The sequence below is a fragment of the Burkholderia sp. S171 genome (assembly GCF_009766085.1).
Classification (GTDB): Bacteria; Pseudomonadota; Gammaproteobacteria; order Burkholderiales; family Burkholderiaceae; genus Caballeronia.
This window is the reverse complement of sequence record NZ_LMUF01000030.1, coordinates 138,881-152,549: the sequence shown is the minus strand read 5'-3', so window position 1 is coordinate 152,549 and position 13,669 is coordinate 138,881. Positions and strand designations below refer to the sequence as shown.

Below are 13,669 nucleotides of genomic sequence, written 5' to 3'. Positions count from 1 at the left end.
TCCTATACCCGCGCCCATGATCATCCGTCCCAAACTCAACTGGTTTCGCATGCTGTTCGTCTGGCGCGGGTCCGTGCTGCCGCAGCTGTTGCCGCGCCTCGCATTGATCTTCATATTGTCTGTCGCGGCGATCGTGATGCACGACCATGTGCGGAATTATCCGGTCGGGCTCGGCACGCCACCCTTCGCGTTGGTCGGCATCGCGCTCGCTGTGTTCCTCGGCTTTCGCAATAGCGCGAGTTATGAGCGCTGGTGGGAGGGCCGAAAGCTGTGGGGCTCGCTGTTGATTCACGGCCGCTCGATAGCGCGGCAGGCACTGACATTGCCGCGCGGCGTAAAACCTGAAGACACGCGCGAGTTCATCGCGGGAATCGGCGCACTGGGTCACGCACTGCGCCACGAAATGCGCCGAACCGATCCGCTCCCTGATCTCGCCACGCGCCTTCCGTCCACGCTTTATCAGCGCGTCGTTCAAGCGCAATACCGCTCGGCCTTGATCCTTCGATGGCTCGGCGAATGGTCAAGCACGCGTGCTCGCGAAGGCGCGCTCGACGGTTACGGCGTGCTCGCATTTGAGCAAAATCTGAACGAGTTGTCAGGGGTGATCGGCGGGTGCGAACGGCTGGCATCGACGCCTCTGCCGTTCTCGTACTCGGTGATGATCCACCGGACCATCTATCTGTTCTGCGTGATGCTGCCGTTCGGTCTTGTCGATGGAGCGGGTTTGCTCACACCCTTGTTCGCGCTGTTGGTCGCGTACGCGTTCATGTCGCTGGAGGCAATCGCGGCGCAGATCGAAGATCCGTTCGGTCTGGAAGAAAATGACCTGGCGTTGACGGCACTATGCGAGTCGCTGGAAAACGCACTCCACGATATGGCCGCCGATCCCGACTTCACGCGACCACCCAAGGCACTGCCGGAGCCCGGCGTGACAGAGCGCCGGTTTATCGTTACCTAAGCGCCGGAGCAAACCGGGCACCACAGAATGACAAAGGCCCGCGAATGCGGGCCTTTGTCATTCCTACCTTCTTACGCCGTCAGATTCAGCGCTCAAGCTTCACGCAATCGACGAAATACTCAATACGCCCATTGATCATCTCGCCGACCAACCCGTGGATATCCGTATGGAAGCCCGGGAAGCGTTCGTTGAACTCCCGTGCAAAACGCAAATAATCGACGATCGTCTTGTTGAACCGCTCGCCCGGAATCAGCAACGGAATGCCCGGCGGATACGGCGTCAACAGAATGCTGGTCACGCGCCCTTCGAGTTCATCAATAGGCACGCGATCGATCTCGCGATGAACCAGCTTTGCATACGCTTCGGACGGCTTCATGGCCGGTTCCATGCTGGAAAGATACATCTCGGTGGTCAGTCGAGCGATATTATTGGCCCGATAAACGCTATGAATCTGCCCGCAAAGATCCCGTAATCCCATACGCTCATAAGACGGATGCTGCGCAATAAAATCAGGCAGCACACGCCACAACGGCTGGTTGTTATCGTAGTCGTCCTTGAACTGCTGCAATTCGGTCACCATCGAGTTCCAGCGACCCTTCGTAATGCCGATCGTGAACATGATGAAGAACGAATACAGCCCGGTCTTCTCCACGATAATCCCGTGCTCCGCCAGATATTTCGTCACGATCGCGGCCGGAATTCCCGTCTCGCCAAACTCGCCATCCACGTCGAGTCCGGGCGTGATGATGGTCGCCTTGATCGGATCGAGCATGTTGAAACCTTCGGCAAGCGGCCCAAAACCGTGCCAGCGATCGTTCGGTTTCAGCACCCATTCTTCACGATCGCCAATGCCCTCTTCCGCCAGCGCTTCCGGCCCCCATACCTTGAAGAACCATTCGTCGCCGTATTCGTCGTCGACCTTGCGCATGGCGCGGCGGAAATCGAGCGCTTCCGCAATCGACTCCTCTACCAGCGCCGTGCCACCCGGCGGCTCCATCATGGCCGCGGCCACGTCGCAGGACGCGATGATCGCGTATTGCGGGCTGGTCGACGTATGCATCAGATACGCCTCGTTGAACCGGTGTTTATCGAACGTGCTGTTCTCGGAGTCCTGAACCACGATCTGCGATGCCTGCGAAATCCCCGCCAGCAGCTTGTGCGTGGAGTGCGTGGCGAACACCAGCGCGCCCGTACGCGGGCGGCCCGCGCCAATGGCGTGCATGTCCTGGTAAAACTCGTGGAACTCGGCGTGCGGCAACCAGGCTTCGTCGAAGTGAAGCGTGTCGAGCATGTCGCCAAGCAGGTCCTTGATCATCTCGACGTTGTAGACGATACCGTCATACGTACTCTGCGTGATCGTCAGAATACGAGGCTTCACGTTCGGATTTTTAGCGAGCGCCTCGCGCGCAAACGGATTGGCTTCAATCTTCCTGCGGATGTTTTCCGGCTTGAACTCGTCGCGCGGAATGGGTCCGATCAGGCCGAAATGATTGCGCGTCGGCGTCAGGAACACGGGAATGGACCCGGTCATCGTGATCGCGTGCAGGATCGACTTGTGGCAATTACGGTCGACCAGGACGATATCGCCAGGCGCAACGGTCGCGTGCCAGACAATCTTGTTCGACGTCGACGTGCCATTGGTCACGAAGAACAAATGATCCGCGCTGAAAATGCGCGCCGCGTTGCGCTCGGACGCCGCGATGGGTCCCGTGTGGTCGAGCAACTGGCCGAGTTCATCGACGGCATTGCAGACGTCCGCCCGCAACATGTTCTCGCCGAAGAACTGGTGGAACATCTGCCCAAGCGGATTCTTCAGGAACGCAACGCCACCCGAATGCCCCGGGCAATGCCACGAGTACGAACCCTCTTCGGCGTACTGCACGAGTTCCTTGAAGAACGGCGGCGCCAGCGCATCGAGGTAAACCTTCGCCTCGCGGATAATGTGGCGCGCGACGAACTCCGGCGTGTCCTCGAACATGTGAATGAAACCGTGCAGCTCGCGCAGGATGTCGTTGGGCAAGTGCCGCGAGGTGCGCGTTTCACCGTACAGAAAAATCGGGATATCCGCATTGCGTCGTCGCACTGCCTGCACGAACGCGCGCAACGCGACGATCGCGGAGGCCAGCTCCGGCGTATCGCCTTCGGCCACCACGACGTTGTCTACATACGGCAGCAATTCGTCGTCATCGATCGACAGGATGAAGCACGACGCGCGGCTCGATTGCTGCGCGAACGACGTCAAATCGCCGTAACTCGTCAGTCCGAGCACCTCGACGCCTTCACCCTGGATCGCCTCAGCAAGCGCTCGGATGCCGGAACCCGAGATATTCTCGGAGCGAAAATCTTCGTCGATGATGACGACGGGAAAACGGAACTTCATGCGGCGAATCTCCAAATGGAACGACCGCTGACCGAGTTGTGCGTGCTCGAGTCCAGCGGTCTTTCAAAAAGCGTTGCAATGACGTTTCTAACAGTCAAGAAACGTCAGGTTTTCGGCAGCGTTACGCCGATTTGCCCCTGATACTTGCCTCCACGATCGGCGTATGAGGTCTCGCAAATCTCATCGCTTTCAAAGAAGAGAACCTGCGCCACGCCTTCGTTCGCGTAGATTTTGGCAGGCAAAGGTGTCGTATTCGAGAATTCGAGCGTCACATACCCTTCCCATTCGGGCTCGAACGGCGTCACGTTCACAATGATCCCGCAGCGCGCGTACGTGGATTTGCCGAGACAAACCGTCAGGCACGAGCGCGGAATCCGGAAATATTCGACCGTCCGCGCAAGCGCGAAAGAGTTCGGCGGGATGATGCAGACGTCGCCCTTGAAGTCGACGAACGATTTCTCGTCGAAATTCTTCGGGTCGACAATCGTCGAATTGATGTTGGTGAAGATCTTGAATTCGTCTGCCACACGAATGTCATAACCGTAGCTGGACGTGCCATAACTCACGATCTTGCGGCCGTCTTCGGACACTCGCACCTGGTCGCGCACGAACGGCTCGATCATGTTGTGCGCTTCGGCCATGCGCCGGATCCACTTGTCGGACTTGATGCTCATAGGGAACGCTACCCAACGAAAGAGGCGGCTTTAGAGGGGCCGCCGGGCTTGAAACGGGGCGTGGCCGGAGACTCGGGATGAATGCAGAAGTACGCCGAAGCCAGCCAGACCAGACGAGAAGCGCGTATTTTACTTGATGCGCCGGCTGCACGGCCGGCTGCACAAGGCAGCTATGCCAACAGGCCGGGTCGCGCGCCCCAACAGCCTGATTTCATTGAAAGATGAGCGATCACTGCCGGATCACACCGCACGCGAGCGCGGGGCCGGCGCCGTGCGGCACGATGGCGTAGGTGTCGGCGGCGTCGCGATGAAGCACGATGGCCCGCGACAACACCGAACGCACGCCGTCGAGCGACACGTCCGGCGCAACGATGAAACCCGTCGCCGTACCGTTCGCGTCGGCGCGAATGCTGGCCAGGTCGCCTTCGACCTTGGAACCCGAGTCATTGCGTTCGGACGCGGGCGCGAATACGGGACCGACGTCGGCCGATGCCGGGATGATGCAATCGCCGCGTTCATGAATCTGCAGTGCGTGCTCGCTGTTGGGTGGCATGCCCGACAGGTTGTAAGACACCTGGACGCCGTCTGCACGTTCGATGAACGTGACCGTCCCGGTCACCGTATTGCCGCCGGTAGGCTGCAACGTGGCGTCGGCACGTTTTTCGTGGTTCTGGAACAGAAGGCCGCAGCCGCCGAGCAGCATGACACTGGCCAACACGCTGGCAGTCGTGCTTGCAGCAGCGCTTAAACTCAGTATCAGGCTCAGGACCGGGTGTCTCGCGGCAGGCAGGCTACGCGATTCAGGCCCGTCGAATCTTTGTTTCATGCGATCCTCATGGCGACCCGCGACCACCCCGTGTGTTCACCTGGCCGCGCCAATCAAGGCGACATGATACCGCGACACGCGCCGCTAAAATCGCCCGTGCCCCGCTGCTCTCTAAGTGTTTTGCACTACGATGCTCGGGAACATCGACGTCATGTCGCGCTGGCGTTCGGCAATCGAAATGGCGACCTTGCGCGCGATCGACCGGTAAGCCTCGGCAATCTTGCTGTCCGGCTCCGAGATCACTGTCGGCTGGCCTGCATCGGTCTTCTCGCGGATCGCGATATCGAGCGGCAAATGGCCGAGCACCGGCACGCCGTATTCCTTCGACATCCGCTCGCCCCCGCCCGCCCCGAAAATATGTTCCTCGTGGCCGCAATTCGAGCAGATATGCGTGCTCATGTTCTCCACGATACCCAGGATCGGGATGCCCACTTTCTCGAACATCTTCAGGCCCTTCTTGGCATCCAGCAACGCGATGTCCTGCGGCGTGGTGACGATCACCGCGCCCGTGACCGGCACTTTCTGCGAGAGCGTGAGCTGGATATCGCCGGTGCCGGGCGGCATGTCGACGACCAGGTAGTCGAGGTCTTTCCAGTTGGTCTGGCGCAGCAATTGTTCGAGCGCGGACGTGACCATGGGACCGCGCCATACCATGGGGTTGTCCTGTTCGATCAGGAAACCGATCGAGTTGGCCTGGATGCCGTGGCCCACCATGGGGTTCATCGACGTGTTGTCGGGCGATTCCGGCCGGCCGGTGATGCCAAGCATCATGGGCAGTGACGGGCCGTAGATATCCGCGTCCAGCATGCCAACCGACGCGCCTTCCGCTGCCAGCGCCAGCGCCAGGTTCACGGCGGTCGTGCTCTTGCCGACCCCGCCCTTGCCCGACGCGACCGCAATGATGTTCTTCACGTTCGGCAGCAGCTTTACGCCGCGCTGGACCGCGTGCGCGACCACCTGCGAGGCCACCGTGACCTCTACGCCAGCCACGCCCGGCACGCCGGCGACGGCGTTCGCGACCAGCGTGCGGATAGTGTCGAACTGGCTCTTCGCCGGATAACCCAGCACGATGTTCACGCTGACGTTTGCCCCGTCCACGGCCACGCTGCGGATGCTTTTCGTGTCCGCAAAAGTGCGGCTGGTATTCGGATCGATCAAACCGCTGAGCGCGGTATCGATCTGGGCGCGATCAAGACTCATCGAAACTCCAGGGGAACGCTTTTTGCTCTAGCGGATCGAATGTTCCGCACGCAAAGTATGAAATTGAAAGGAATTGTTGCACCACGTTGCGTCGCAGCACTGCGCGATGCACTATCCGACGCTGCCATGATTCGGGGACGCATCGTTATAATCGCTTGAATCCTTGGCCGTATTGTAGTGGCAGCCGTTACGACGCGCCGGAAGACCCTACGGGGGCCTTCTGGCGGTTGGTGCCGGCTTTGTCTGAATTGGTATCCTGGAGAATGAACACATGAACTCGAAAATGATGACCCGCTTGACCGTAATCGCTATTGCGGGCGCGCTTGTCGCCGGCTGCGCAACCCAGCAAGGCAATAACGCCGCCGTTGGCACGGGCATTGGCGCGGCGTCGGGCGCAGCGCTTGGCGCAATCTTCGGCGGCGGCAAGGGTGCGGCCATCGGCGCAGGCGTAGGCGCGGCGGCGGGCGGCATCACCGGCTACAACTGGCAGGCCATCAAGGGCAAGCTGACCGGCGCAACGAAGGGCACGGGCACGCAGGTGACGGAACAGCCGGACGGTTCGCTGAAGGTCAACATTCCGAACGCAATTTCGTTCGACACCAACAGCTACGCAATCAAGCCTGGTTTCGCACCGGTGCTCGACCAGGTTACGCAAACGCTCACGCAGCATCCTGAGCTGATCGCGCAAGTGATTGGACATACGGATAGCACCGGCCAGCCGGCTTATAACCAGACGCTGTCGCAAAATCGTGCACAAAGCGTGGCTTCGTATCTGGCTGGCCACGGCGTAGCAGGTCAGCGTCTGTCGGCACAAGGCATGGGACAGACCCAGCCAATTGCTGACAACAGCACTGAAGCCGGCCGTGCGCAGAATCGTCGCGTGGAAATCTACCTGCGCGCGACCGCGCAGCCGGGTCAGGTTCAGTAAGACGGTGGATTTACAAGAGGGAATGACGCTGTAAACGAGGTCAGAGATTCAATTCGTTTCGCAAGAAAAACGCGGACACGAAAAATATTTGAAACTTTGCCCTAGCAGTCCGTGTCTGTCTTAACGGTAGGTGGCTGGCTTTGCCGCCACGTGCCATTCTCCTCTTGTCGTTGTTGCTCCGGGGCCGCTAATCGCCCCGGTTTTTTTTCGTCTAAATTTTGGCGAGGCACGCCCCGGCCAACCCGGCCGCCCTTTCCACCGCCCCGCCCCCCGTGTCCGGGTGCGAACGAAAGACCCTTGGCTGTTAGAATCGTGATTCGCTTTTTCACGCATTCACTGAATTCTTCAACCGCAGGGCCAGCGCCTTATGTCAGCACCCACCTCGTCACCATCCGTTTCCGCAGCGGCGTCAACCACCCCTGGCCATCGCCGGATTCTCGTCACGTCCGCGCTCCCGTACGCGAACGGTCAGATTCATATCGGCCATATGGTCGAGTACATCCAGACCGATATCTGGGTGCGCTCGCTGCGAATGCACGGTCACGAGGTCTACTACGTCGGCGCCGACGATACCCACGGCACCCCCATCATGCTGCGCGCCGAGCAGGAAGGCATCACGCCGAAGCAGTTGATCGAGCGCGTGGGGAAAGAGCACAAACGCGATTTCGACAGCTTCGGCATCTCGTTCGATAACTACTACTCCACCGACGCCGAAGAAAACCGCGTGCTGTGCGAATCGATTTACGAGTCGCTGATGGCGGCCGGGCTGATCGACGCGCGCGATATTGAGCAAGCCTACGATCCGGTCAAGGAAATGTTCCTGCCGGACCGCTTCGTCAAGGGCGAATGCCCGAAATGCGGCGCGAAAGATCAGTACGGCGACAACTGTGAAGTCTGCGGATCTACGTACCAGCCGCTCGATCTCATCAACCCGTATTCGGTGGTGTCGGGCGCGACACCGGTGCGCAAGACCTCGACGCACTATTTCTTCCGGCTCTCCGACCCGCGTTGCGAAGATTTCCTGCGCGGCTGGGTCGGCGGACTCGCGCAGCAGGAAGCCACGAACAAGATGCGCGAATGGCTCGGCGATAAGGGCGATGCCAAACTCGCCGACTGGGATATTTCGCGCGACTCGCCGTATTTCGGTTTCGAAATCCCCGGTGCGCCAGGCAAATATTTCTATGTGTGGGTGGACGCGCCAGTCGGTTATTACGCCAGCTTCAAGAATCTGGCGGATGCGCGCGGCCTCGATTTCGAGGAATGGATCCGGCCGGGATCGAAGACGGAGCAGTATCACTTTATCGGCAAGGACATCCTGTACTTCCATACGTTGTTCTGGCCTGCGATGCTCGAATTTTCCGGCCATCGCACGCCGACAAACGTGTTCGCGCACGGCTTTCTCACCGTCGACGGCATGAAGATGTCCAAGTCGCGCGGCACGTTCATCACGGCAAAAAGCGTGATCGATACCGGGATCAATCCCGAGTGGCTGCGCTACTACTTCGCCGCGAAGCTGAACCACACGATGGAAGACATCGACCTGAATCTGGAAGATTTCCAGGCGCGCGTGAACAGCGATCTGGTCGGCAAGTACGTGAATATCGCGAGCCGGGCGGCGGGATTCCTGATCAAGCGTTTCGAAGGCCGCGTGCTGGACAGCGCAATGGATCATCCGCTGCTGCTGCAACTGCGCGCCGCCGTGCCGCAAATCTCCGCGCTGTACGAAGCGCGGGAATACGGGCGGGCGTTGCGCACGACCATGGATCTCGCCGATACCGTCAACGCGTTTGTCGATACCGCGAAGCCCTGGGACCAAGCCAAGGACGAAACCAACCCGGCAGCCCTGCATGAAACGTGCAGCGTGAGCCTGGAAGCATTCCGCTTGCTGTCGCTGGCGTTAAAGCCGGTGCTGCCTTTGCTCGCGGAATCGGTGGAAGGGTTCTTAGGCATCGCGCCGCTCGTCTGGGCAGATGTCTCCGTGCCGCTCAGTTCTTCGCAGCCGATCAACGCGTACAAGCACTTGATGACGCGCGTCGATCCGAAGCAGGTTGAAGCGCTGATCGCGGCGAACCGGGAATCGGTCGCGCCGGGGCAAGCGGTTGCTGCCGCGCCCGCGGCTGCTTCATCGTCCGCGTCCTCGTCGAAGAAGGCAGCGAAGGTGAAAGAGCCGGAAGCCGAAGGCGTGATTTCCATCGATGACTTCGCCAAGATCGATCTGCGAATCGCGAAGATCGTGAATTGCACGGCGGTCGAAGGATCGGACAAACTGCTGCAACTGACGCTGGATGTCGGCGAGGAAAAAACCCGCAACGTGTTCTCCGGTATCAAGTCGGCGTATCAGCCGCAGGACCTGATCGGGAAGTTCACGGTAATGGTCGCCAACCTGGCGCCGCGCAAGATGAAGTTCGGGCTGTCGGAGGGCATGGTGCTGGCCGCTTCCGCCGACAACGAGAAAGCCGAACCCGGCTTGTATATTCTTGAACCGCATAGCGGCGCAAAGCCGGGCATGCGCGTGAAGTAAAGTCTGGGCGAGCGATTGATCGCCACGCCCGGACGCAAGACCAAAAGGCCGTTTCCAACTCACGTTGGAAACGGCCTTTTTTAACGTTCATGCGTTCTGCGACCTACTTCCCCTCCGTCGGCCCGTTCCTTCGCGACCACGAATCGAATCGCCGCGTGTAAAGCAGATCCATGCCCTGGAACGTGCCGCCATACGCCGATATCGACCAGAACCGCGACAGGCTCAGCGTCGCCTTGATCGCGTTGCTTGCCGATTGCAGACCCTGCTCATAGCCAAGCACGAGCCGTTCATTGATCGCCTTCGACAACATCACGACTTGCGGATCGGTCAGCCCAACCTCGCTCGTCCCGATAGAAAACTCATCCAGCCCGAACGTCTGCGCAATCCGCTTGCCCTGCGAACTTCCCAGCAATGCGAGCGCATTCGTCATCGCGCTCTGCTGACCAATGTTGTTGCCCTGATCCGTGCCATGCCCGAACAGCAGCCACGATAACTTCTCGTTATCCGGCACGTTCGGCTCTGAAACCAGCTTGGCTATCGGCGACTGCACGGTGCCCGTCACTTGCACGCCGGCCTCGATTTCCTGATTGCGCCGCATCGCCAGAATGTTGATGCCAGGATTCGTGACTGGTCCGTTGAACGTGAAAAAGCCGTTTTCGATTCCCAGCTTCCGTCCAAACGCCGTGTACGTGGAACCCGGCGTCACGCGCACGTTGCCGACGGCCCGCAGCGGCATGTTCGGCGCGCTCATTGCCGTAACGGTCCCGGCTAGTCCAAGGTCCGCTCCCGCGCCACGGAAGCGGAATTTCTGGCCGAGATTGATATCGATATTCGCGCGCGGCGCAAACGCCCCCACGGGCTTGTCACCCGTCGCGACCACCTTCTGATCCTCGCCCTTCACCGTGCCGTCGGGACGCACGATCACGACGTCGTCACCCAGCGACGGCGCCGATTGCTCGGGTAAATCGAAGAGAGCGTGATCGACGGTGAACTTGCCGTCGATCGCCATGCCACCCTGCAGACCCGCGTTTGCCACGGACGCACTGCCCGACAACTGCAACTGCCGGTCAGGCGATGCAAACAGCTCGAGCTTGTCAGCAATAATGCTGGCCGTCAGGTCCGGCTGCTGCTGATCCAGCCGCACCTTGCCGGTTGCGCGCAACGTGCCGCTCGCGCCGTGAAACTCGACCTGCTGAAGATCGACAAGATTCTCCGACAACGCAATCCGGATCACGCCGTCCTTCAACTGCACGCCCTGATCGATGACCGTGACCGACAACGCGTCACCGGTGAGCATGCCGGACAACGTCGGTTTCGCAACGATCCCCGCGATGGTCAGCTTCAGCCCAAGGCGGCCATCGAGCAGATAAGCCGGGCCGAACAGCCCGCCGGTCGTGCGCAGCGCCGGAACGCTCGCGTCAATCGCGCCGCTCAGCGGCGCTTCGTCGGCGACCGTGAGCACGCCGTCGCGCGCCACCAGGTTCGTGTGGACATTGGCATCGATCACGCCGATCCGCGTTGCCTGCGCGTGCACCGTCGCGTTGAGCCGATTGCCGCCGGTAAAGTCCGCGCGGGCGGTGATATCCGTGATGCCGAGCGCCGCCACGCCGCGGGCGGCGTCGATGGAGACATCGCCGGAACGCCGCTTCAGTTGCGCGTAGCCTGTTGCGGTGGCGCCGAGCGCGAAGTTCCAGTCGCCATCGAAAACGAGATCGGTCTTGGCGGGCGGCGGTCCGCCCTCCAGTTCCTGACGGATTTCGAGCAGCCGCGCCACCGAGAGGTTCGTCAACTGGCCGGCCGAGCTGATGCGCCCGCCATCGAGCGCGAACGATTTCAAGTCGAGCACGGCGCCTTCCGCCGATAAGCGCGTCGCGCCCAGCGCCACGTGATTCGGCGCATAGCTCACAGTCACCGGGGCGTCGAGATTCACGTTCGGCGTGCCCTTGTTCGACAAGCGCGTGACCGTACCGTCCCAATGCGCGCCGTCGCGGGCATCGGTCAGGCGGCCGTTCGCGGCCAGCGTCAGGTTGACCGCGTTGCCTTGCACCTTGCCGACAGCGGTCGCGTTGAGCGTATGGTTCGCGCGCGTGCCGTTCAGGTTCGCGTCGAGGCTCGCGAGATCGACGCCGTCGGCGCTGACATCGCGGGCCTGAAGGGTGAACACCAGCGCGCCGTTCGCCCCGTCGCGGGCTTCCGCCCGGCCTTCTGCATGGCCAACGCGGTTCGCGCCGAAGACCACGCTGTCGGCCTGATAGTTAGCCGCCAGATTCGGATGCGCGAACGAACCGGTGACATCGCCGTCGGCTTTGATGAGCCCTGCCAGTCCGAAGCCCAGCCGCTCGAGTTGCGGTGCATCGATACGAAAACGCAAGCGATCGCCCGGCGCGCCAAAACTGCCGTTGAGATCGACGTCATTGCCCGCAATCGAAAGCGTCGCCGTGCTCGGCAGGATGCGCGTTCCCACGACCTGGATCGTTCCTGCGCCGGTGAGCGGAAGGTTGTCGTAGACGCTGTCGCCGAGCTTGAACTGCGCCTTGGTGGTGAGCGTGGGCGCGAGTACGCCCGTCGCGGAAAGCGCGCCGTTCACGCGCGCTTCGATGGTCCGGGATTTCGCCGCTGGCTTCGCCTTGGATCCCTTCGGCGGAGGCTTCGCGACCAGTTCATCGGTCAGCAGCAGCGGATTGAAATCGATGAGCTTTGCCTTCAGGTCGTAGCTCGAATGTATGTCCTTTTGAAGCGCGCCGCTCAGTTCGATACGGCCTTTCCCTACGCTCAGTTTCACGCCATCAAACGCGGTTTGTTTGGCGTCGAGCGTGACCTTGCCCTGCGCGTGGAGCGCCGCTTTCGGGTCGTTGAGGTCTAGCGTGATCGTTTGTGTATCGCCGGCAAGATGGATGCCGATCGGCCCGGCAAACTGCGTAGGCCGGATGGTCGATTCGATCGCGTTCAGATCAAGTTTCGCGACCTTCAAATCGAATTGGCCCGTCCCGCCCTTGAGCGTTCCGCCACCGGTAATCGTGGCGTCCTTCAATAACCGCACGTTCAGGTCAGAGATAATTTGCGCCGATGCATCGAGTTTCACGTTCGCATTGGCATCGATCAAAGGGAGCAGTTGCTTGTCGACGGAACCGGGCTTCGCGTTCACGATCGATACCGGACCGGTCACCACCAGCGCGTTCGGCGTAGCCGGATCGGGCTTCAGTTCGGCACGCACGGCGAGATCGGCGAACGGCGCGCTCGGGCTGAACGCCTGCGGATTGACGTGATCGATGGTCACCAGTGCGCGCTTGAGCGGCACGTCGCCGAACGGCGCAGCCTCGACGTGCGCCTGCCCCTTGAGCTTCAAACCGCTGGCGTTGATATCGGCGGCCAGGTTTTCCAGCGATCCCGTCAGATGCGCGGCCACTTGCACGGCCTCGCCGCTGACCTCGCCCGAGTAACCGGCATCGCCAGTTAGCGGGAACGGGCGCGCGCCGCCATCGAGTTTCAATGCGGCCGTGATTGCGCCGAAGGGGGTATCGAGACGCTGGATGCGCGCCTCGTGATGACGGCCGTCGCTATGTCCGTCCAGCGCGAGCCGCGAGAACTCGGTGGTTGTCGCGCCTTCGTGGAGGCGCAGCTTGTCAAGCGTGACGTCGCTGATGGCAAGCTGGATCGGCAAGCGCAAATCCTGCGGCAACTCGGTCTTGCTGGTGTCTTTCGGTGAGGGCGCAATACGTGCATCGACCGTACCGACATGCAAATAATCGATGGTGAAACGCAATGGCGCGCGGGTCAGTTCCCATCGGCCGGACACGCTGTCTACGGCAATATCCGTTCCTTTGCCGTCGAGACTTGTCCAGTGCACGTTGCGCAACCGCAGGCCGGTGGCGATCGCGCCGCCGTCGAGCGTGCCGCTCAGCTGGCCGCCGAGCAGCGACGTCGCCGCCTGCCAAACGTAGCGCGTCCCCCGCTCGCTGTTGAGCGCGTACAGGATCATCGCGACGCCGAGCGCGAAGCACAGCACGACCACCAGCACGAACCCGCCGAGCCATTTGGCCAGCCGCCGCAAGCCGCCGCGCCGTGGCTTTGGATCTCGCGTCCCGTTTTCAGACGCGCCGTTCCCCCGGTCCTCGGAAGGGTCCGGTTGGTCTGCGGGAGAGTGCCCGTTCTGGTCGGTCATGCTTGAACAAATACTCTATG

Annotated in this window: 8 protein-coding genes; 3 read left to right on the top strand and 5 right to left on the bottom strand. The window is 61.1% G+C overall.

Annotated elements, in window-relative coordinates; translation table 11 throughout:
* Nucleotides 1–16: 16 nt before the first annotated feature.
* Nucleotides 17–958, top strand: a complete 942-nt coding sequence (locus GSQ93_RS14575) for a bestrophin family protein (protein WP_158936387.1) — start codon at nucleotides 17–19, stop codon at nucleotides 956–958.
* An 85-nt stretch (nucleotides 959–1,043) separates the two neighbouring features.
* Here the strand turns inward: GSQ93_RS14575 and GSQ93_RS14570 are convergent, their stop codons facing one another.
* From GSQ93_RS14570 to apbC, 4 genes are all read right to left on the bottom strand, one after another.
* Nucleotides 1,044–3,338: an arginine/lysine/ornithine decarboxylase gene (locus tag GSQ93_RS14570; RefSeq protein WP_158936386.1), complete on the bottom strand. Its 2,295-nt coding sequence runs from the start codon at nucleotides 3,336–3,338 to the stop codon at nucleotides 1,044–1,046.
* Nucleotides 3,339–3,442: 104 nt separating this feature from the next.
* Nucleotides 3,443–4,012 carry a dCTP deaminase gene (dcd, locus tag GSQ93_RS14565; protein WP_089163519.1) on the bottom strand — a complete coding sequence of 190 codons (570 nt, stop codon included), beginning with the start codon at nucleotides 4,010–4,012 and terminating at the stop codon, nucleotides 3,443–3,445.
* A gap of 229 nt (nucleotides 4,013–4,241) precedes the next feature.
* Nucleotides 4,242–4,715 (bottom strand): superoxide dismutase family protein, encoded by a 474-nt coding sequence (locus tag GSQ93_RS14560; RefSeq protein ID WP_254073906.1) that lies wholly within the window; start codon nucleotides 4,713–4,715, stop codon nucleotides 4,242–4,244.
* A 234-nt stretch (nucleotides 4,716–4,949) separates the two neighbouring features.
* Nucleotides 4,950–6,038, bottom strand: a complete 1,089-nt coding sequence (gene apbC, locus GSQ93_RS14555) for an iron-sulfur cluster carrier protein ApbC (RefSeq protein WP_158936384.1) — start codon at nucleotides 6,036–6,038, stop codon at nucleotides 4,950–4,952.
* 271 nt (nucleotides 6,039–6,309) lie between these two features.
* Here apbC and GSQ93_RS14550 point away from each other — a divergent pair, with 271 nt between their 5' ends.
* Entirely contained in the window at nucleotides 6,310–6,966 is a 657-nt protein-coding gene (locus GSQ93_RS14550) for an OmpA family protein (protein ID WP_158936383.1), read from the top strand.
* Between the two features lie 367 nt (nucleotides 6,967–7,333).
* A complete protein-coding gene (gene metG / locus GSQ93_RS14545; RefSeq protein WP_158936382.1) occupies nucleotides 7,334–9,487 on the top strand; it encodes a methionine--tRNA ligase in 2,154 nt (717 codons plus the stop codon).
* Nucleotides 9,488–9,590: 103 nt separating this feature from the next.
* Here the strand turns inward: metG and GSQ93_RS14540 are convergent, their stop codons facing one another.
* Nucleotides 9,591–13,649, bottom strand: a complete 4,059-nt coding sequence (locus tag GSQ93_RS14540) for a translocation/assembly module TamB domain-containing protein (RefSeq protein ID WP_158936381.1) — start codon at nucleotides 13,647–13,649, stop codon at nucleotides 9,591–9,593.
* Nucleotides 13,650–13,669: the final 20 nt, after the last annotated feature.